General features: G+C 69.7%; 14 protein-coding genes, 1 tRNA gene and 1 pseudogene. 12 read left to right on the plus strand and 4 right to left on the minus strand.

From position 1 onward, the window contains the following. The first annotated feature begins 15 nt into the window (after positions 1-15). The gene (locus AC37TH_RS19255) at positions 16-918 is read left to right on the plus strand and encodes an alanyl-tRNA editing protein (RefSeq protein WP_490765947.1); all 903 of its coding nucleotides are present in this window, start codon (positions 16-18) and stop codon (positions 916-918) included. On the opposite strand, the gene AC37TH_RS19260 is transcribed toward AC37TH_RS19255, so the two are convergent. Together AC37TH_RS19260 and AC37TH_RS19265 are read right to left on the minus strand one after the other, a co-directional pair. Then, on the minus strand, positions 907-1,701 hold the full coding sequence (locus tag AC37TH_RS19260) for a nuclease-related domain-containing protein (RefSeq protein WP_490765948.1): 795 nt from the start codon (positions 1,699-1,701) through the stop codon (positions 907-909). The two genes, AC37TH_RS19255 and AC37TH_RS19260, sit on opposite strands and share 12 nt — an antisense overlap. 65 nt (positions 1,702-1,766) lie before the next feature. Beyond that, entirely contained in the window at positions 1,767-1,943 is a 177-nt protein-coding gene (locus AC37TH_RS19265) for a hypothetical protein (protein ID WP_490765949.1), read from the minus strand. Between the two features lie 63 nt (positions 1,944-2,006). Between AC37TH_RS19265 and AC37TH_RS19270 the strand changes: the two genes are divergently transcribed. Next, positions 2,007-2,270 carry a hypothetical protein gene (locus AC37TH_RS19270; RefSeq protein ID WP_490765950.1) on the plus strand — a complete coding sequence of 88 codons (264 nt, stop codon included), beginning with the start codon at positions 2,007-2,009 and terminating at the stop codon, positions 2,268-2,270. A gap of 27 nt (positions 2,271-2,297) precedes the next feature. On the opposite strand, the gene AC37TH_RS19275 is transcribed toward AC37TH_RS19270, so the two are convergent. Then, on the minus strand, positions 2,298-3,677 hold the full coding sequence (locus AC37TH_RS19275) for a cryptochrome/photolyase family protein (RefSeq protein ID WP_490765951.1): 1,380 nt from the start codon (positions 3,675-3,677) through the stop codon (positions 2,298-2,300). Positions 3,678-3,685: 8 nt separating this feature from the next. Next, positions 3,686-4,323, minus strand: a pseudogene (locus AC37TH_RS19280) (MBL fold metallo-hydrolase). A 77-nt stretch (positions 4,324-4,400) separates the two neighbouring features. On the opposite strand from AC37TH_RS19280, the gene AC37TH_RS19285 reads away from it, so the two are divergent. The 10 genes from AC37TH_RS19285 to AC37TH_RS19330 all read left to right on the plus strand — a co-directional run bounded on the left by AC37TH_RS19285 (position 4,401) and on the right by AC37TH_RS19330 (position 20,682). Then, positions 4,401-6,515, plus strand: a complete 2,115-nt coding sequence (locus AC37TH_RS19285; protein WP_490766097.1) for a copper-translocating P-type ATPase — start codon at positions 4,401-4,403, stop codon at positions 6,513-6,515. A gap of 164 nt (positions 6,516-6,679) precedes the next feature. Beyond that, positions 6,680-7,582, plus strand: coding sequence for a diacylglycerol/lipid kinase family protein (locus AC37TH_RS19290; RefSeq protein ID WP_490765952.1), 903 nt, complete (start codon positions 6,680-6,682; stop codon positions 7,580-7,582). A gap of 87 nt (positions 7,583-7,669) precedes the next feature. Beyond that, positions 7,670-7,742: transfer RNA gene (locus tag AC37TH_RS19295), tRNA-Glu, on the plus strand. 285 nt (positions 7,743-8,027) lie between these two features. Continuing rightward, the gene (locus AC37TH_RS19300) at positions 8,028-9,404 is read left to right on the plus strand and encodes an alpha/beta hydrolase (RefSeq protein WP_490765953.1); all 1,377 of its coding nucleotides are present in this window, start codon (positions 8,028-8,030) and stop codon (positions 9,402-9,404) included. Positions 9,405-9,751: 347 nt separating this feature from the next. After that, the gene (locus AC37TH_RS19305; protein ID WP_490765954.1) at positions 9,752-10,858 is read left to right on the plus strand and encodes a TerC/Alx family metal homeostasis membrane protein; all 1,107 of its coding nucleotides are present in this window, start codon (positions 9,752-9,754) and stop codon (positions 10,856-10,858) included. Further along, positions 10,855-11,667, plus strand: a complete 813-nt coding sequence (locus tag AC37TH_RS19310) for a PP2C family protein-serine/threonine phosphatase (RefSeq protein ID WP_490765955.1) — start codon at positions 10,855-10,857, stop codon at positions 11,665-11,667. Before AC37TH_RS19305 ends, AC37TH_RS19310 begins: the two co-directional genes overlap by 4 nt. 11 nt (positions 11,668-11,678) lie before the next feature. Then, a complete protein-coding gene (locus AC37TH_RS19315; protein WP_490765956.1) occupies positions 11,679-12,914 on the plus strand; it encodes an FHA domain-containing protein in 1,236 nt (411 codons plus the stop codon). Next, a complete protein-coding gene (locus AC37TH_RS19320) occupies positions 12,911-14,560 on the plus strand; it encodes a serine/threonine-protein kinase (protein ID WP_490765957.1) in 1,650 nt (549 codons plus the stop codon). The genes AC37TH_RS19315 and AC37TH_RS19320 overlap by 4 nt, the downstream gene beginning before the upstream one ends. Next, positions 14,557-15,309 (plus strand): FHA domain-containing protein, encoded by a 753-nt coding sequence (locus AC37TH_RS19325; protein ID WP_490765958.1) that lies wholly within the window; start codon positions 14,557-14,559, stop codon positions 15,307-15,309. The genes AC37TH_RS19320 and AC37TH_RS19325 overlap by 4 nt, the downstream gene beginning before the upstream one ends. Positions 15,310-15,402: 93 nt before the next feature. Next, positions 15,403-20,682 carry an Ig-like domain-containing protein gene (locus AC37TH_RS19330; protein ID WP_490765959.1) on the plus strand — a complete coding sequence of 1,760 codons (5,280 nt, stop codon included), beginning with the start codon at positions 15,403-15,405 and terminating at the stop codon, positions 20,680-20,682. Positions 20,683-20,725: the final 43 nt, after the last annotated feature.

Genomic DNA, 20,725 nt, shown 5'->3' on the forward strand with positions numbered 1-20,725 from the left:
TCGTACGCTGGGGGGATGAGCTTCCCTCTCGCACACCCGTTCGCCACCGACGGGGCGGACACCATCGTGACCTATCCGGACGGCGACGTCACCTCGACCGGCACCGTGCTCATCGCACAGCCGGTCGAGGGTGGACGCACGGCGATCGTCCTCGACAGGACGGCGTTCCACGCCGTCGACCCGGTGTGGCCGGACCAGCCGGCCGACGAGGGGACGCTGTCGGCGGACGGGGCCGTGCATCCGGTGGTCGGTGCGGTGGTCGGGGCGGTCGACGGGGAGAACCTGTTCGTCGGCGACGCCCCGGTGCGCACGGGCACGGAGGGCTGGGCGTTCGTCGTCTGCCACCTCGTGGAGGACGCCGCCGGGCTCGTGCCTGGCACGCCGGTCACGGTGACGGTGGACCCGACAGTGCGCCGGGCGCTGTCGGCCGGGCACACCGGCTGCCACCTTGCCGCGCTCGCGCTCAACGCGGCGCTCGCCGGGCTGTGGAGCAAGGAGGTGGCGGTCGACGGGCGCGGCAACCCGAATTTCGACCAGCTCGCGATCACCGAGTCGCGCATCCTGCCGGACGGGTCGCTCGACACATACCGCATCGGCAAGAGCCTTCGGAAGAAGGGCTTCCAGGCCGCCGAGTTGGCCGGAGCGCTCTCCGGCGTCGAGGCGGCGGCGAACGCGCTGCTGGCTGGCTGGCTGGCCAGCGGGGCCGCGGTGTCGATCGGGCGGGACGGCGACGGGCTCGGGGAGCGCCGCACCTGGCGCTGTCGGCTGCCGGACGGCACGGTCGAGATCCCCTGCGGCGGGACGCACCTGCGGTCGCTGTCCGAGCTCGACTCGGTGACGGTGGCGTTCGAGCTGGACGAGGCGGACGGCGCCGTCGAGCTCAGGATGCGCACGACGGCGACGCTGTCAGTTCGCTAGGACGCCGCCCGGCAGGAGTGGCAGCGCCACCGCGAGCGCGCCGAGGGCGACCGCGAGCAGCCAGCCGAGACGCACGGCGCGTGCTGTGCGGTCTTCGCGGGCGATCGCGTCGAACCGCTCGACGGTGTCCGGACTCGCAGACGCGGCGCCGGTAGGCGATGCGCGCCAGGTGGTCGGGTCGTCGACAACGTGCACGATCGCCTCCACGGTCGGCCTGTCGATGGCGGCCGGACGCCGCGTGAGCCAGCGGTTCAGACCCTCGGCGCCGAGCACGGCGACCCGGGCCGGCTGCTGGCGCACGGTCAGCTTCTTGGCGCCGATCACCGCGACAACCGCATTCACCGGGGCGACGATTCCCGCCGTTGCGAGCACCTTCCGGATGCGCGACGCCTCGAACTCGGAGTTGCGCAGATACGGCTGCTTCGAGCCGTTCACCAGCACGGCGCGCTCGCCCACCCAGATCTCCGCGCCCTGATGGCTCTTGGTGTTGACGACGAACACGCCACCTGGGCCGACCACGAGATGGTCGATGTCCGCCTCCCCGGAACCGACCGGCAGAGCGTGGAACGACGTCCAGCCGTCCGGGAGCTTGTCGAGCAGTGCGCCCACCTCGCGCTCCCCGAGCGCTCCGGCGAACCACGGCCGCGCGTCGGCGCTGAGCGGCCGCTTGCCGAAGGCGCGGGCGACGGCGGAGCGGGGAGGGACGTCGCTGTGCAACCGCACGACCTGCTCCATCACCGCATATCCGGCGACCCTGTCGCGCATCCGTTCGCTGTTGTCCACCGCGCAACCGTACCGAGCGGATGCGGGCCGGGACAGGCCCCCAACCAGGGCGCGGGGCGGGCGGCCTACCCCTTGGTGAGGGGCAGTTCGTCGTCGCCGGGCAGGCGTTCCTCCAGGGAGTCGTTGTGCTCCGCCACGGCGTCGAGGCGTTCGTCGTCGTCGGCCCCGAGGTCGGCGACGGCGTCGGTGAGCGCGTCGGCGTCGCGCGGCGGGTGCGGCTTGGGTCTGTTCTGATCGCTCATGAGGCGCACACTACTCTCCTGCCGGTCGCCGTCCCGTCGGATGCCAGGACTACACTCCAGCCCATGAGCCGAATCGAGACCGGAATCGTGTCGTACACACTGTCCGGCGACTACTACGCCACCGTCGGAGCCGACTTCGACACCGAGGCGGTGGACGACGCGATCCTCGCCGAACTGAACAGGATGCTGCCGTCCGGCATCGTCGTGGAGCGCAGCGGCAAGGTCTTCGCCGAGGAGAACCTGGCCGACGAGGCGCGCGCCATCGACTGGAGCGCGCTGCTCAAGCGCATCGACGTCGACCAGATCCTCGCAGAGCACGGCCGCTGACGCGCCCCGCCCTCCACTGGATGCACGCTAGCGGCGCTTGACGGCGTCGTAGGCGGCGAGGGCCGCCCTGCGCGTCTCGGCGAGGTCGACGATCGGGTCCGCATACGCGTCCGTCTGCCACTCGGGCACCCAGCGGCGCACGTAGTCGCCGTGCGGGTCGAACTTCGTGCGCTGCAGTTCGGGGTTGAAGACGCGGAAATACGGGGCGGCGTCGGCCCCGCTTCCGGCGACCCATTGCCAGTTGAACGGGTTGCTGGCCGGGTCGGCGTCGACCAGCGTGTCCCAGAACCACTGCTCGCCGAGCCGCCAATCGATCAGCAGGTTCTTGATCAGGAACGACGCCACGACCATCCGCACCCTGTTGTGCATCGTCCCGGTCTGCCAGAGTTCTCGCATCCCGGCATCGACCAGCGGAATGCCGGTGCGGCCCTGTTGCCACGCCGCGAGCGCGCTTTCGTCGAGCGGCGGCCACGGCATCGCGTCGAACTCGCTGCGGATGTTCTCGGTCGCCAGATCGGGGCGCTGGAAGAGCGTGTGGTTGGCGAACTCGCGCCAGCCGACCTCCGACAGGAACGTCGCCGCACCCTCAGCGGTGGTCCGGTTCCTGGCGGCGGCGGTGGCGTGCCAGACCTGGTACGGGCTCAGCTCGCCCCAGCGCAGGCGGGGGGAGAGGCGAGAGGTGGCGTCGATGCCCGGGGTGTCCCTGTCGGCCTTGTACGCCGCGACGTCGTCGGCGAGGAAACGGTGGAGGGCGTCGTGCGCCGCATCCTCTCCCGGATCCCAGGCGTCACGCAGTCCGCCCGCCCAGTCCGGATGCGCGGGGAGCAGCCCGAGGTCGGTGACAGCGAGGCCGTCGGGCGCGCGAGCCGGCGCGGTGATGCCGGGCGGCGCATCCAGGGGTTTGCGTGGTTCGGGGGAGGAGAGGCAGGCGCGCCAGAACGGCGTGTACACCGAGAACGGGGTGCCGGAGCCGGTGCGGATCGTCCACGGCTCGAACAGCAAGTTCGCCCCGAAGCTGGACGCCTCCCTGCCGTCGGCTCTCGCCGCGGTCTTGATCGCCACGTCGATCGTGCGCTCCGCCCCGCCGTACCGCCTGTTCCAGAACACGGCCGCGGCATCCGTCTCGCGCAGCAGGTCGCCGATCACGCGCTCGGCGGGGCCGCGACGGATGGTTAACGAGCCGCCCAGCGCTTCCAGCCGGGCAGACAGTGCGGTGAGACTGTGGTGCAGCCACCACCGGGAGGCGCCGCCCAGCGCGCGGACGCCAGCCGACTCCTCGTCGTGCACGTAGACGCAGACGACGGGCAGCCCGCTGCCGGCCGCCGCCGTGAGCGCCGGGTTGTCCGCGACGCGCAGGTCGTCACGGAACCAGACGACGGCGGGGCGAACCGCGGGCTGCCCGCTCATCCCGCCGCTCAGATGTCGAGCGTGTCGTTGGGCTCCAGCGGGAAGAACTCGCCGCCGTTCTGCTCCGTCGCCCACTGGATGCGCCCGTTGGACATGTCCTTGCCTCCGCGCGACAGCACCATCTCGTGCGTGGGGAAGCTGCGCTTCGGCTTCACGGCGAGGACGAAGTCGATGGTCTCGCCGATCTTCAGCCACGGGGCGCCGGCCGGGGTGGCGAGCACGTCGACGTCCACACCCTCCGGGACGGTGAACGAGTCGCCCGGGTAGTAGAGCTCGTCGTTGATGAGCACGCCCAGGTTGTCGACCACCGGGATGCTCTCGTGGATGACCGCGTGACGGCCGCCGAAGAAGCGGAGGGTGAACGGCCCGGCCTCCACGGTGTCTCCAGCGTGGACGACGGTGACCGCGAAATCGTTCGCGGCGGCGGCGACGCCCTCCGGAGCGTAGATCGGAACATCCGGGTTGAGGTCGAGGACGCGGTTCAGCTGCTCAGGGGTCCAGTGGTCGGCGTGCTCATGGGTGATGACGACGGCGACGGTGTTGGCGGTGTCGGTGAGGGGGGAGGTCATGCTTCCGGGTCGACGAACAGCTTCTTTCCCGATTCTTCGAGGAGCAGGGCGGCGTGTTCGAACTTCGTCAGTCTCATGGCTCCAGGAAATACCCAAAAGACGGTCGGTGCAACTTGAGGAATATACCCCCTGGGGGTACCGTTGTGCTGTGGAGATGAACGAGACGACGAAAAATCAGACGCACCAGCCCCACGACCACGGCGCGGATGCGCACGCCGGGCATGACGGACACGCCGGGCAGGACGCGCACGGGGCTCACGACCACGGTGCTCACGACCACAGTGCCCACGCCGGGCACGACCCGGCGATCTTCCGCCGCAAGTTCTGGCTCACGCTGGTCCTGACCATCCCGACCCTCGTGTTCTCGCACGGCTTGCAGGAGATCCTCGGCCTCGGCGGACCCCGATTCCCCGGCAGCCAGTACATTCCGGCGGTGTTCGGCATCGCCATCTTCTTCTACGGCGGCCTGGTGTTCCTCCGCGGGGCGGTCGACGAGTTGCGGAACCGGCAGCCGGGGATGATGACGCTCATCTCGCTCGCGATCGTCGTCGCGTTCGGGTATAGCCTCGCTGTCACGTTCGGTCTGCCCGGCATGGACTTCTGGTGGGAGCTTGCCACCCTCATCCTGATCATGCTGCTGGGGCACTGGATCGAGATGTCCGCCGTCATGGGCGCTCAGGATGCGCTGGGTCAGCTCGCCAAACTGCTCCCGGACGAAGCGGAGCTGGTCGGCGGCGCAACGCAGGGAGACGCGTCCGCCTCCGCCAGTGAGCTGGTGCCCGTCACCGAACTCGCGGTCGGCGACCTCGTGCGGGTCAGGCCCGGCGCTGCCGTCCCTGTCGACGGCGAGATCGTCGACGGACGATCCGACCTGGACAAGTCGCTGCTCACCGGCGAGTCGAAGCCGGTCACTCGCGGGCAGGGCGAGCAGGTCGTCGCCGGCTCCATCTCCGGCAGCGGATCCCTCGTCGTCCGGGTGACGAAGACCGGAGGGGACACCGCGCTCGCCGGCATCATGCGACTCGTCTCGGACGCGCAGGCCAGCAAGTCCGGCACGCAGATCCTCGCCGACCGTGCGGCAGCGCTCCTCTTCTACGTCGCGCTCGCCGCGGCCGCCCTCACGCTCGTGGCCTGGGCGATCCTGCGTCCCGGTGACCCGTCGTTCGTGCTCGAACGCGTTGTGACCGTGCTCATCATCGCCTGTCCGCACGCCCTCGGTCTCGCCATCCCGCTGGTCGCCCAGATCTCGACGGCCATCGGAGCGAAGAACGGACTGCTGATCCGCGACAGGCACGCGATGGAGGACGCCAGATTGATCGACATCGTCCTGTTCGACAAGACCGGAACGCTCACCGAGGGACGCCAAGGCGTCTCGGCCGTTCAGGTCACCGACGACGACGTGGATGCGCTGCTCGCGCTCGCTGCGTCCGTCGAGTCCCCAGCGGAGCACCCCATCGCCAGGGCCATCGTCGCGGAAGCCGCGGACAGGGGGCTCGCGCTCTCGCACTTCGACGGCTTCGAGGCGCTCGGCGGACGCGGGGCGACCGCGACGGTTGATGGCGTCGCGGTCACAGTCGGAGCGCCGCGGCTGCTCACCGAGCGTGGGCTGGCGCCGTCCGCGCCGGTCGCCGCCGCCGCTCGCGCCGCCGAGGCGGATGGGCAGACCGTCGTGTACGTGCTGCGCGGCGACACGGTCGCCGGGATGATCGCGCTCGCCGACGTTGTGCGGCCGGAGTCGGAGGAAGCGGTGCGCATCCTGCATTCGCGTGGAGTCCGGGTGGCGATGCTGACGGGCGACTCGCGGGCGGTCGGCGAGGCCGTCGCGGCGCGTCTCGGCATCGACGAGGTGTTCGCGGAGGTGCTGCCCGGCGACAAGGCAGGAACCGTCCAGAAGCTGCAGCAGGGCGGGGCGAAGGTCGCGATGGTCGGCGACGGCGTGAACGACGCCCCTGCGCTCGCGCAGGCCGACGTCGGGATCGCGATCGGAGCAGGCACCGATGTGGCCATCGAGTCCGCTGGCATCGTGCTCGCCTCCAGCGACCCGCGCGGCGTCGCGAAGGTGATCGCGCTGTCCAAGGCGACATACCGCAAGATGCTGCAGAACCTGGCGTGGGCAGCCGGATACAACGTGGTCGCGCTGCCGCTCGCAGCGGGCGTGGCCATCGGCATCGGCATCGTGGTCTCCCCGGCCTTCGGCGCCGTCCTGATGTCGGTGTCGACGATCGTGGTCGCGCTGAACGCGCAGCTCCTGCGTCGCGTGCGCCTCTAGCGCGCGGTGGCCGCGCATCCCCGCAGCCCGCATCTCGCTGATCGAGTGGTCCCGAATTGCCGTGCCGACATCCGGCGCACGGCAATTCGGGACCACTCGATGGGGCGCTGGCTGCGGCGGAGGTGGCGCGGGGCGCCGGGCGGGTTCGGCCATAATCGTGCACTATGGCTGTTTTCCCCCGTACCGTCGTCGTCGCGGTCAATCCCATGGCGTCGTTCGGTAAGAGAAGGGACGTCGGCCCGCGCGTGATCCAGCGGCTCCGCCTGGCCGGGCACACGGTCGTCGCGCTGGAGGAGGCGAACGGCGAGCTGCTGCGCCGAGAGGCGGGGCGCGCGCTCGAATCCGGTCCGGACGCGCTCATCGTGGTCGGCGGGGACGGCATGGTGAACCTCGGCGTCAACCTCGTCGCGCAGACGGACATCGCGCTCGGCATCGTTCCGAGCGGAACCGGAAACGACCTGGCGGACGGCCTGGGCATCCCGACCGCGGACACCGACGCGGCCATCGCGCGCGTCCTCGCAGCCCTGCAGGCCGAGCCGAGGCGGATCGACGCCGGCATCGTCCGGCACGGCGAACTGAGCACCTGGTTCGGCGGTGTGCTCTCCGCCGGCTTCGACGCGACCGTCAACGAGCGCGCCAACCTGATGACCAGGCCACGCGGCCGCAGTCGGTACGTCATCGCGCTGCTCCGCGAACTCGCGACGCTCCGCCCCATTCCGTACACGGTCGTCGCCGACGGCGTTCCCATCCAGCGGGATGCGCTGCTCATCGCCGTCGCCAACAACCGGTCCATCGGGGGAGGGATGCGCGTCGTCCCGCACGCGAGCCTCGACGACGGAATGCTCGACCTCTTCATCGTCAAAGACATGCCGCGCAGGCGCTTCCTGCGGATGTTCCCGAAAGTATTCTCCGGAACGCATACGGGCCTGGCCGAGGTGTCGTTCGAGCCGGTCCGCACCGTGACGATCGACGCGCCGGGCGTCGTGGCGTACGCCGACGGCGAGCGCATCGGCCCGCTGCCCGTGGAGGTCTCGGTCGTCCCGGGGGCGCTTCTTGTGCTCGCGTGAGCCTGCGGCCTCCCGCCACGCCCGGGATGCACTTCCCGTTTTGGAACACCGGCGAAGGGTGTGGCATACTCATTGAGTTGCAAAAACGGCCCCATCGTTTAGCGGCCTAGGACGTCGCCCTCTCACGGCGGTAACGCGGGTTCAAATCCCGCTGGGGTCACAATCGCCCGGATGTCAGTGTTTCACTGACATCCGGGCTTTTTTGCGTCGTCTTCTCGAACGACTCGTGCCAAAGGTGCGGTCATGGCGTCGCGGACCGCACTATTCGCACGAGGCGTCAGTTCCGGACCCCGTTGTCGGGTGCGTGCGTCGTGCCCGGACAAGTGCGTATGGCTGACCGAGGGCGTGTGGCCGATCGAGGGCGCATGGCCGACCGAGGGCGTACGGCCGACCGAGGGCGTATGGTCGGTGGCGACTGTCATCGGGCGTGGTGCGGAGACCGTTAATGCGCACGGATGTTGATTCGCGGCGCACGGTCGCGAGACGTGTTCTCACGATCGTGGCGTGCGTCCTGGTCGCGGCGGGGGCGCTGGTGGTCGCCCCGGTCGGCGCACCGCAGTCGAGTGCGCGCTTTCTGCAGGTGCTGGAGCGACTGAACGATCAGGAGTCGTCCGCATTTCTCGATGCCCATCCCGGGCGGGGCCTCGACCTGCTCAACGCGCTTCCGGAACAGGCCGCACGGGAGTGGCCGCTGATTCCCGCTGCGGGCAGGCGCGAACTGGAGCGGTCCCTCCCCGCGCTCGTCGGGAACCTCGACGGGATCCCGTATGCGGTCAGGGACGCAGCCAATCGCCGCACGCTGGCGCGCGAACTGCGTTCGGCCGAACACGCCGCTCGCACGCGGAAGAACGACCAGGCGGCGCAGACACGACTGACCGCGTACGCCGCGATTCGCGCTGCTCTCTTCGCGAAGGCCTCGCCCCCACGACAGCTGATCGAGTTGGTGCCGGGGGCGCAGCCGACGGCGGCGATCTCGATCGGTGCACTCGACACCGCGCAGATGGTCACCTGGACGGTGCCGGGGATGGGCACGTACACGACCGACATGCAGTTGTGGACGTTGGCCGCTCAGAACATGTGGCAAGCGCAATACGCCGCCGCCGCGCCATCCGGGCATGCCGTGGTCGCGTGGATCGGATACGCCACGCCTCCGGTCGGGTTGGATGCGGCGCTCGGAGATTACGCCGCCAACGGCGCCCCGAAACTTACGGACGCGATCCGCGGGCTGACAGCGCTCCGCCACGACGACCCGCCGATCGTGAATGTGGTCGCGCACTCCTACGGCACCACCATGGCCGCGGACGCGCTGGCCGACACGAATCTGGGAATCGCGGCGTTCGTCATGCTCGGTTCCGCGGGGGTAGAAGACCGCATCGCGTCCGCCGCCGACCTGCACGCGCACGACGTGTATGCGGGCGAAGCGGTCGCCGACACGGAGGCCGTTCTCGGGAGGACGAGCCGCACCGATCCGAGGTCTCCCGCATTCGGTGCGCAGCTCCTGCCCGTCGACGGCGATCCGGATGCTCACCTGCTGCCGGTCACGCAACACGCCCCCATCCTGCACTCCGCCTACAACGACGACATCACCTCCGGCGCGTGGAAGGGCGTCCCGGCGGCGACCCGTGCTGCGGCCTTGCGCGCACACCTGAGCCAGCACGGCTACCTCGATGTGGGAACGCAATCGCTCCGGGAGGTGGGCGTCGCCACCGCGACCGCGCAACCGCCCGCCGTCGAACCTCGCAGAAGTCCGGCGGCCGACGGTCCCCTCGGTTCCGGAATCGTGACCCTGCGCCTGCAGCCCCCGGGCGTTCCTGGCGACTGAGCGCTGCGCTCGTCGCTCGACTCGTGCGAAACGTGCGCTCAGCAGAGCGCGCACCGCACCTTTTGCACGAGGCGCGGCTCGCGCCGTCCACGGCCTCGTGCGAAACGTGCGGTCCACTAGACGCGCACCGCACTTTTCGCACGACTGGTGCCGGACGACCGAGCCGTCGGCGCGCATCCGGTAGACTGCTGGGAGCGAAGGGGAGTATCCCGGACGACCCACGACGGGTCGGCGCTGTGGACGTCATCACGGTTCGAGTCTTCGAGCCCGGGCACAGCGGCACCTGAATTCTGGGTGCAGGAGAGACTTTCGGCCCGTTTCTGGTGCCCTTCGAAAGGTTTTCCCCCGTGGAGCTTGCTCTTCCCGCCTGGTTCGAAATCGGATCAATGGTCGTCCTGCTGCTGATCCTGGCGTTCGACCTGCTGATCGTGTTCAAACGACCGCACATCCCCAGCCCCAAGGAGTCGACGCTGTGGGTGACCTTCTACGTGGCGCTCGCATTGCTGTTCGCGCTGGCGATGCTCCTGATCGGGGACGCTGAGCACGCTGGCCAGTTCCTGGCGGGCTGGCTGACCGAGTACAGCCTCAGCATCGACAACCTGTTCGTCTTCGTGATCATCATGGCGAGGTTCGCCGTGCCGAGGAAGTACCAGCAGGAAGTGCTGATGGTGGGCATCATCATCGCCCTGGTGCTTCGCGGCGTCTTCATCATCCTCGGCGCATCGCTGATCGCGACGTTCAGCTGGATCTTCTACATCTTCGGCGCGTTCCTGCTCTGGACGGCCATCCACCAGGCGCTCAGCAAGCACGACGACACCGAGGGCGCGGAGGACGGCTGGTTCGTGCGCTTCACCCGCAAGCGCTTGAAGGTCTCCGACCAGTACGAGGGCAACAAGCTGCGCACCACCGTGAACGGCACCAGGATGTTCACCCCGCTGATCATCGTGTTCCTCGCGCTCGGCACCACCGACCTGCTGTTCGCGCTCGACTCCATCCCGGCGATCTTCGGCATCACCCAGAGCCCGTTCATCGTGTTCGCCGCCAATGTGTTCGCCTTGATGGGGCTGCGGCAGCTCTACTTCCTGCTCGGGCACCTGCTCGACAAGCTCGAATACCTCAAGTACGGGATCGCATTCATCCTGGCGTTCATCGGCGTCAAACTGGTGTTCCACGCGATGCACGAGAACGAGCTTCCGTTCATCAACGGCGGTCAGCACATCGAGTGGGCGCCCGATATCAGCACCATGATGTCCCTCGGCGTGATCGTCGGAGCCATGGCAGTCGCTACGATTGCAAGTCTGGTGAAGCTGAAACTCAGTGGAACCACCGTCGCCGATGCCATCCACGGCGACGACCAAGACGACGCGGACGACACAGTCGACGCGGCCGGGACCATCGAGACCGGACGCGCGAAGGCCGAGACCGCGAAGACGCAGGAGGAAACCGGTACATGACGTCAATCGTCGGCGTGAGCGTTCGCAGCGATGTCGGAGCTGTGCGGCACGTCAACGAGGACAGCATGATCGCGGTCGACCCCGTCTACGCGGTCGCCGACGGAATGGGCGGACACGCCCGCGGAGACGCGGCCAGCCAGACGGCGGTCGAGTCGCTCGCGCGCACCCTCCCGGCCGGCACCAGGCCGACACCGGATGAGGTGATCGCGGCGATCGACGAGGCCAACGCCGCCGTGCGCGCGCTGTCCGGCGCCGACGAGTCCGGCGTCGCCGTCGCAGGCACGACGCTCACCGGCGTCGTGCGCGTGCGCGTGCCGGAACTCGCCACCGAGCAGTGGATGATCGTCAACATCGGCGACTCCCGGGTCTACCTCTGGGACGGCAGGGCGCTCAGCCGCCTGAGCGTCGACCACTCGGCCGTGCAGGAGCTCGTGGATGCCGGGCTGATCACCGAGGCGCAGGCGGCCGTGCATCCGGAGCGCAACGTGATCACGCGCGCCCTGGGGGCGGAGGACTTCGTGGACACCGACTCCCTGCTGCTGCCGGAGACGGACAGGCAGACGTTCCTGATCTGCTCCGACGGGCTCACCAAGGAACTCGACGACGTGACCATCGCGCGCATCCTCGCCGATGGGGGAGCGGACATCGCCGACCGGCTGGTGGATGCGGCCATCGCGGCGGGCGGCCGCGACAACGTCACCGTGGTCGTGGTTGAATCGACGGCGGGGGATGCGGAACCGGCTTCCGACATCACGGAGGACAGGCCGGAGGAGAACCGCTCTCTCGAAGACACGCAGCCGAGAGGGTAGGTTTCACCGACGTGTTCGACGTTCAGCAGACGACAACCGGGGAGTGGGCGGTGGTCGCGGCGGGAACGCGCGCGCTCCTCGTCGAGGCGCAGGACAAGACGGCGCTCCGCCGGCTGGCGCAGGCGGTGGCCTCCGGGTTCGCCGAGACGCTGGAGACCCTGGCCGCGGACGGGTTCGCGCGAACTCCGTCGTTCGGTCTGGTCGAGGGCGGAGCCGGGCGCGCGATGATCGCGGTCCGCGGACCCGTCACCGCGACCGTGCAGACGGCGACAGGGGAGCGCGGCATCGACGCGGACGGGGTCTCCACCTGGCTGGAGCAGCAGGTGACGGAGGCGACGGCTGTCGCGCTCGCCGTGACCGGGGTGGAGGCGGTGCGTCCGGCGCTGCCGCTCGCCGACGGGATCGTGTGGGCCGCCGCCGTGCGCTGGTCAGGCGGCACGGGCGCTCAGGCGTCTCCGGCGGCGCCGGTCGTCGCTGCCGCACCGAAACGCGCGCCGATCACGGAGCCGGTGGAGGCTGTCGCAGAGGCGACGATCGCCGAGCCAGCAGTCGCCGAGCCAGCAGTCGCCGAGCCAGCAGTCGCCGAGCCAGCAGTCGCCGAGGCGACCATTGCCGGGCCTGCCGAGGCGACCATCGCCGAGCCCGCTGAGGCGACCGGCTACGACCATCTGTTCGGCGCGACCATGATCCGCAGCGTCGAGGACGCGGCCGTGCGCCCGGCCGACGAGCCGGAGCCCGCCCGCATCGACCTCCCGCGCTTCATCACCGACTCCGCGCCTGCCCGGCCGAGCGCCGAGGCGGGCGACCACGACGGCCTCACGATCATGTCCGGCAGCCTCGACGGCCTGCTCGGCCGCGACGCCGCGCACCAGGAGCAGCCGCACGCCCAGGAGGCGGCGCCGTCCCCGCGGTTCTTCGTGGATCTCGCCGACGGCCGGCGCGAATACCTGGACCCGCCGATCGTCGTCGGGCGCGCCCCTGTCGCCTCCACCACGTCGCGCGGCCCTGTGCCGCGGCCGGTGACCGTCGACAGCGCGGAGCGCGACATCTCCCGGTCGCACACGATCGTCGCCGTGGAGGGCGACACGGTCGTCGTCACCGACCTGCACTCGCGCAACGGCACCATGATCGTGCTTCCGGGCAAGCAGCCGCAGAAGCTCCGCAGCGGGGAGCCGACGGCGGTCATCTCGGGCACGGTCGTCGACATGGGCAGCGGCGTGACGCTCACCGTCGGGGACGACGCATGAGGCGCCTCGCCTCCCAGCCGCCCGTCCTGCCGGGCTTCCAGTTCATCCGGCTGCTCGGCTCCGGCGGGTTCTCCGACGTGTTCCTCTACGAGCAGGCACTGCCGAAGCGCAGCGTCGCGGTGAAGGTGCTGCTGACCGACAGTGTCGACGACGCCGCTCGCGCCCGGTTCGTGGCGGAGGCGAACGTGATGGCGCAGCTGTCCGCGCATCCGTACATCGTCACGATCTATCACGCGGACGTCTCGGCCGACGACCGGCCGTACCTGGTCATGGAGTACTGCTCAGGGCCGTCCCTCGGCGACCGGTTCAAGCGGGAGCGGTTCACGGTCGAGGACGCCCTGCGCACCGGGGTGCGGCTGTCGAGCGCCGTGGCGACGGCCCACAGCGTGGGCATCCTGCACAGGGACATCAAACCGGCCAACGTGCTCACCACCGACTTCGGCTGGCCGGCGCTCACCGACTTCGGCATCGCGTCCGCGCTGGAGGAACTGCCGGTGCACACCGCGTCGCTCGGTTCGCTGCGCGGCGGGGAGGCGGATACCGGCACCAGCGGCAGCCGCTCCGTCGGGCTCAGCGTGCCGTGGTCGCCCGCCGAGATGTTCGACGACGACCCGGAACCGGATGTGCGCAGCGACGTGTTCTCGCTGGCCGCGACCATCCACACGATTCTGGCGGGGCGCACGCCATTCGAGGTGCCTGGCAGGGCCAACGGCACGCTCGACCTGATCGGCCGGATCGAGCGCGGGATGATCACCCCGATCGACAGGGACGACCTGCCGCCGTCGCTGGTGGCCGTGCTGCGGAAGGGCATGGCGACCAAGCGCGATGATCGCTTCGCGACGGCGGTCGACTTCGCCCGCGCGCTGCAGCGCGTCGAACTGGAACTCGGCTTCGCGCCGACGAGCATCGACGTCCCGAACCTGCGAGTGCCGAATCTGCGGATGGGCGGCGAGAGCCCGCTGTCGTCCGGCGACGACGAGACGCGCGCCCGGTCGGTGCAGTCCGTGGATGCGCAGGGGCTGCTGGAGGTGCCGACCGAGGTGATCGCAGGGCCGACGGTCGTGCGCGCGGTGCAGGCCGTGCATCCGAAGCCGCAGCAGCAAGCGGCTGTCGTCGAGAACACGATGCTGCGTCCGCGGGCCGAATCGAAGGAACCGGACGCCGATGTCGAGCAGGAGCAGGAGCAGGAGCAGGAGCAGGAGCAGGGCGGGGAGCAGCGCCCAAGCTCCGCCCGCCCGCGCCGCTGGCTGGTGCCGGTGATCGCCGCGGCCGCCGTGCTCGTCGTGGCCGGCGGCGTGCTCGCCGCCGTCCTTGCGCCGTCGCTCGCGCCGTCGGCGTCGTCGACGCAGCGCCCCGGCAGTGCAGAGGACGGCACGATCGCCGTCACCGTCGTGCCGCCGCCCACCCTGGTCTCCGCCACGCGCGACACCACAGGAACGAGCGCGACGATCGTCTGGAAGACGGCGAAGCCCGAGAAGGGCGACCAGTATCAGTGGGTCAGGGAGGGCACGACCGATCCGCCCACCGTGACGGCCGCTCCGAAGGCGCACCTGACCGGGTTGACCGCGGGCGTCCCCGTCTGCATCGACGTGACAACGGTGCGCTCCGGCCGCACCTCCGAACCGTTGAAGGCGTGCGCGAAATGAAGCCCCTGACCATCGAATACTGCGGCGAGCTGTACACGGTCGCGGACGGCAGCGAGTTCGGCATCGGCCGCGAGGCCGACCTCAGCATCGACGACAACCCGTACCTGCACCGCCGGTTCCTCGCCATCACCAGCGACTTCGGGATGTGGTGGCTCTCCAACGTCGGAACCCTCCTGACCGCCACCGTCAGCGACTCCACCGGCACGGTGCAGGCGTGGCTCGCACCGGGCGCCAAGCTGCCGATCGTGTTCCAGACCATGCACGTCATGTTCAGCGCGGGCGCGACGACGTACGATTTCACGATCAGCAGCGAGGACGACTTCTTCAACACGGCGGTGACCGTGAACGACTCCGGCGGTTCGACGACGATCCTGCCGGTGACCCTCACCACAACGCAGCGGCAGCTGATCGTCGCGCTCTCCGAGGGCGTGCTCACCCAGGCGGTGCCAGGGCGCGGCACCATCCCCACCTCGGCGGAGGCGGCTGCCAGGCTCGGCTGGAGCATGACGACGTTCAACCGCAAGCTCGACAACGTCTGCGACAAACTCGACAAGCTCGGCGTCGCAGGGCTCCGCGGCGGCAAGGGCAAGCTCGCGACCAACCGCCGGGCGCGGCTGGTCGAGTACGCCGTCACGACCCGGCTGGTCGGGCTCGACGACCTGCCGATGCTCGATGACCCGGCCGCCGCGGCTGCTCCCGCCGCTCCCGTTTCCGCGGCGGACATCGACCAGGACGACCAGCCCGCGTGACGCCCGATGGATGGGTAGACCTCCCCATCCACACCCGTCCGGGGGCCGTGTTAGCGTAGTGGTCGTTCTCGTACCCCGGGGGGATTCAGAGTAGTGGCATCGCTGAGCGCATGGATCCGCAAGCGCAAGACGCTCGCATCCGTGACCGCTCTCGCCGTGGTCGCCGGGGTGCCGCTGACCATCGCCGTGCTGCACAAGGGCTTTCCCGTCAACGCCGTCGACCTCGACACGCGGGATGTCTGGGTCACCAACGGCGAGAAGCTGATGGGCGGCCGCCTCAATCACCAGATCAACGAGCTGGATGCGGCGGTCACCGGCGCGAGCTCCGACCTGGACGTGCTCCAGGACGGTTCAGCGTACTTCCTCACCGACGCCCCGCACGGCACCGTCGACAAGATCGACCCGGCGTTCGTTTCGCTCGGCGGGCGCATCCAGGTGCCGGAGAAGTCGCAGCTCGCCTACGGAGCGAACACGCTGTCCATCCTGTCGCCGGCCGGGCAGCTGTGGGTGCTCGACGCGAGCGGACGCCTCGACTTCGACAAGGCGAAGACCGTGCCGACGGCGAAGGTCGGCCAGGATGCGCGGCTCACCGTCACCAAGTCGGGGAAGACGTTCGTCGTGGCCCCGAAGGGCAAGAAGCTGTACACCGTCGATCATCCGGGGGCGCAGCCGTCCACGGCCTCGTTCGCGGTGCCTGGCCGGTTCCAGCTCTCCGCCGTCGGCGACGAACCCGTCGTGCTCGACACCCAGGGCAACCGGCTGGTCGCCGGGAACGGCACGACCGTCGACCTTCCGGCGAAGGGCCTGCAATTGCAGCAGCCGGGCGCCGCCGCCTCCACCGCGCTGGTGGCGACCGCGTCCAGCCTGCTCAGCGTCCCGCTCGGCGGAGGAGCGGTGGTCGCGCATCCGGCCGGGGCGACAGCGGACGGCGGAGCGGCCGCCGTGTCAGCCCCCGTGCGTCTCGGCGACTGCTCGTACGGTGCATGGTCCGGTTCCGGGCGCTACCTCTACTCCTGCGACGGGAAGAAGGACATCGGCGTCGACATCGACCAGCCGGTGAAGGGCGACGACCTCGAGTTCCGCGTCAACCACGGTGTGATCGCGCTCAACAATCTGCGTGACGGCAACGCCTGGGTGGTCTCGTCGAACATGCGCCTCGTGCAGAACTGGGCGCAGCTGAAGCCCAACGAGACCACCGTGCAGGGCGACACCGGCGAGGAGAAGCCCGTCCTGCAGTCGTTCTCGGACACGCTGGCGCAGCGCACGAAGGTGAACAGGCCGCCGACCGCGGTCAACGATGCGTTCGGCGTCCGTCCTGGCCGGTCGACCGTGCTGCCCGTCCTCGCCAACGACACGGACCCGGACGGCGACGTGCTCACCATCTCCGATGTCACGCCCATCCCCGCCTCACAGGGCACGGTCGAGTTGGTCGAGGGAGGCCGCGCCATCCAGTTCACCCCGGCGGATGGGTTGAGCGGCACTATCTCGTTCCGGTATGCGGTCGACGACGGCCGGGGTGGGACGTCCACCGCCCAGGTGGATGCGACGCTGCACCAGCCGGCGCAGAACGCGGCCCCGGCCTCCACCCGCGCGAGCACCGCGCAGACCGAGGTGGGCCAGTCGGTGCACTACGACGTGCTGAACGACTGGCTGGACCCGGATGGCGACGACCTCTCGCTGGTGTCTGCGGCCGCCACCACCGAGGACGATGTGCAGTTCAAGCCGAACGGCGAGGTGACCTTCACCAGCAAGACCGGCCAGACCGGCTCCAAGGAGGTCAAGGTCACCGTCTCCGACGGCAAGAAGTCCACGACGGGCAGCCTGCTGGTCACCGTGAAGGCCGCCGGGACGCTCGACCCCGTCGCCGTTCCCGATTTCGGTGCAGGGTTCACAGGCAAGCCGGTGGTGGTGCATCCCCTGGACAACGACCAGTCGCCGTCCGGGCAGCCGCTCAGCCTGGTCGGGGCGTCGATCGACGGTCAGGCGACGGCGGACGTGACGACCGACGCGGCGCGCGGCACCGTCACCGTGCTCAGCAACGCGCCAGGCGAGTACTACGTCACGTACACGCTCGGCGCTGGCCCCAAGTCGACCACCGGCCTCCTCCGCGTGGATGTGGCCTCGGACGGCGGCTCGGACGCCCCGCCGATCGCCGTGACCGACACCGCGTATGTGCGGCCGGGGGAGCCGACCTCGGTGAGCGTGCTCGACAACGATGTGTCGCCGTCCGGCCGCGTGCTCGTCGTGCGCTCCGTCACCGCAGCGGCGGGCGCAAGCGACCTCAACGTGGAGGTGCTCGACAACGCCGTGGTCAAGGTGACGGCCCCGACCGTGCTCGCCGAGCAGGTGCAGCTCGTTTACACGGTCTCCGACGGCATCCACGAGGCGAAGGCGGGGATCACGGTCGTGCCGGTTCCCCCGCTCGTCACGCATCAGCCGCCGATCGCCGTCGACGACACCGCGACCGTGCGCGCCGGCGACATCGTGACCGTGCCGGTGATGGACAACGACTACTCGCCGGACAACGCGCCGTTCTCGCTCGATCCCGCCCTGCGCGACGACGCGGCGGCAGGCAAGGGGGCCACCGCCTTCGTCAGCGGGAAGACCGTGCGATACCAGGCTCCGTCGGCGCCCGGACAGTACAGCGTCGTCTACGGCATCACCGACAAGCTCGGGCAAAAAGCGCAGGCGACCGTGAGCTTCGTCGTGACCGCGCCGGACAAGGGCGGTGACAAGGCCCCGCGCCCGCAGCCGCTCACCATCCGGGCGTTCGCGGGATCCACGGTGCCTGTCGACGTTCCGCTCGACGGGATCGACCCGGACGGCGACTCTGTCACCCTTGCGGGGCTCGGCAGCCAGCCGACCCTCGGGCGCATCTCCGACAGCTCCAGCACGTCGTTCACCTACGAGGCGTATCCGGACTCCGCGGGGACGGACACCTTCACATACAAGGTGAAAGACACCTACGGCAAGACGGCCACCGGCACGGTCAGTATCGGCGTCATCCCGCGCCCGACCGCCGTGCAGCCGCCGATCGCCGGAAACGATCCTGTGCAGGTCAAGCCGGGGAGGACCGTCTCCGTCCCCGTGCTCGACAATGACTCCGACCCCAACGGCTTCACCATCGCCGTGCAGAAGAAGCTGCTCCAGGTGGATGAGGGCCTGAAGGCCTCTGTGCACGGCAAGGTGGTCCTCGTCACGGCGCCGAAGACCGAGGGCGCGTACATCGTGCGATACCAGATCAGCAACGGCCAGGGCGGCGTGGCCAGCGCGTTCATCCAGGTGACCGTCACGCCGAACGCCAAGGAGCAGTACCCCTCGGCCATCGACCACCTGATCGAGCCGGACGCCGTCGCCAATAAGGACAGCGTCAAAGTGGATGCGCTGGCCGGCGCGACCAACCCGTCCGGCCTGGTCGAAGACCTCACAGTGGCGGTCACCGGCCCGAACGCGGGGGCGGCCCAGGTGGGCTCCGGCGGCAGCATCACCGTCCATCCGGGGGCCAAGCGGCTCGCCATCGCCTACCAGGTGACCGATCCGGTCACAGGCCTCACCGGGGACGCGTTCATCGTCGTGCCGCCGAAGGGCGACGCGACGGCGCCCCCGACCATCGCCAAGTCGCTCCCGCAGCAGATCGTGGAGATGGGCGGCAGCAAGACCTGGAAGCTGTCCGACATCCTCGACGTACCCTCCGGCCGCCCGGTGAAGCTGACCGGCGCGAGCGGCGTCAGCGCGACCAACAGCACGGGCGCGTCGTCGTACGGCGACGCGCAGACGTTGCGGTTCACCGCGGCGAAGGGCTACCGCGGCCCGGCCGCCATCACGTTCTCGGTGAACGACGGCCGCGACGCCGGGCAGACCGGCGACCGCATCACGACGCTCGTGCTGCCGATCACGGTCGGCAGCCCCGACCAGTCGGATGTGGCGCCCACGTTCACCTCGCCGAGCGAGAAGATCGAGCCGGGGGAGGCTCCGCTCACGGTCGATTTGCGGGCGTCGAGCTTCCACCCCAACCCGGACATCCTCGCCAAGCTCACGTACTCGAACCCGCAGTGGGCGAACAAGCAGGTCCAGGTCGGGCTGGCCGGTTCGTCGCTGACGCTGTCCGCTCCGCTCGGCGTGCAGCCAGGGCAGTCGACGACGGTGACTGTGACGATCAGCTCGGGAACGCACACCATCACCGGCACGGTGAACGTGCAGGTCGTGAGCTCCAACAGGCCGGTCGCGAGCCAGAAGAACCCGCCGCAGACGCAGGAGCTTCAGCGCGGGAAGTCGGTCACCCTGACCGGGGCGGCGAGCGACGCGGCCTGGGTGAATCCGTTCCCCGGGCATCCATTGACCATCACCGACGCGAAGGCCGACAGTGCGCCAGCGGGCGTGACGGTGACGTACACCGGCTCCTCGATCACGGTCAGCGCCGCCTCCGGTGCTGCCATCGGCGCCGTCAACGTGGTCTACCACGTGCAGGATGCGACCAAGGATCCGAAGCGCACCGCCTCCGCGGTCGGCCAGTATCGCGTGACCGTTCACGACGTGCCGGAGAAGCCGGCGGCGCCCGCGAACGCGAAGGCGTCGGACGGCAGCGCCACCGTGGACATCGCGGCTCCCGCGAACAACGGCAAGCCGATCGACCAGTACGAGGTGCGCGGCGGGCCGAAGGTGGTGACGACGACGTCGATCGGCCAGGTGACCATCGGCGGTCTCACGAACGGCACCGCGTACACGTTCACCGTGCGCGCCCACAACGCGGACGGCTGGAGCGAGTTGTCGTCGCCGAGCGCGTCCGTCACCCCGTACGGCACGCCGCAGGCGGTCGGCGGCGCGACGATCAGCGCGGACCAGTACGCGCAGAGCACGCTCCGGCTCAGCTGGAACGCGCTCTCCGATCCGGCGGGCACCGGAGGCGGGTCGGTGACCTACCAGTGGAGGTTGAACGGCGGAGGCTGGAACAGCACGTCCGGCACGACCGCGACCGTCGGGAACCAGGGCGTCGGGAACTACTCCTTCCAGGTCCGCGCGGTCAACGACCACAGCGGCAAGACCGGCGGCGCGGACACCTCGAACACCGTCACCGTGTCCAAGAAGCCCGACCCCCAGCCGTCGATCGACCTCGCGCAGGGCGACCTCGAGCCGGGATACGCCCACAGCTTCACCTACGACGTGACGCTGAACCACTTCGGCGCCAACAAGCAGTACACGATGAACTTCTACTGCGATGGCAGCAAGCTCACCAGTGAGGGGATCACCACCGACGGCAACGGCTACGCGCACTACCGAGGCGCACCGAATCGCCTGCACGCGTACTGCGGGTTCACGGGTGCATACGTGACCGCCGGCGGCGTGCAGAGCAGCGTGCAGGACTGGTCGCCGTGATCGCCGGCCTCATGACCGTTACGACCAGCAGAGAAATGGATGG

Source organism: Leifsonia sp. McL0627, from assembly GCF_058244615.1.

Bases quoted from the DNA above. Each gene is read 5' to 3' on its own strand.
- AC37TH_RS19255 (WP_490765947.1), top strand. From the start codon at position 16: ATGAGCTTCCCTCTCGCACACCCGTTCGCCACCGACGGGGCGGACACC.
- AC37TH_RS19265 (WP_490765949.1), bottom strand. From the start codon at position 1,943: ATGAGCGATCAGAACAGACCCAAGCCGCACCCGCCGCGCGACGCCGAC.
- AC37TH_RS19270 (WP_490765950.1), top strand. From the start codon at position 2,007: ATGAGCCGAATCGAGACCGGAATCGTGTCGTACACACTGTCCGGCGAC.
- AC37TH_RS19275 (WP_490765951.1), bottom strand. From the start codon at position 3,677: ATGAGCGGGCAGCCCGCGGTTCGCCCCGCCGTCGTCTGGTTCCGTGAC.
- AC37TH_RS19285 (WP_490766097.1), top strand. From the start codon at position 4,401: ATGAACGAGACGACGAAAAATCAGACGCACCAGCCCCACGACCACGGC.
- AC37TH_RS19290 (WP_490765952.1), top strand. From the start codon at position 6,680: ATGGCTGTTTTCCCCCGTACCGTCGTCGTCGCGGTCAATCCCATGGCG.
- AC37TH_RS19300 (WP_490765953.1), top strand. From the start codon at position 8,028: ATGCGCACGGATGTTGATTCGCGGCGCACGGTCGCGAGACGTGTTCTC.
- AC37TH_RS19310 (WP_490765955.1), top strand. From the start codon at position 10,855: ATGACGTCAATCGTCGGCGTGAGCGTTCGCAGCGATGTCGGAGCTGTG.
- AC37TH_RS19320 (WP_490765957.1), top strand. From the start codon at position 12,911: ATGAGGCGCCTCGCCTCCCAGCCGCCCGTCCTGCCGGGCTTCCAGTTC.
- AC37TH_RS19325 (WP_490765958.1), top strand. From the start codon at position 14,557: ATGAAGCCCCTGACCATCGAATACTGCGGCGAGCTGTACACGGTCGCG.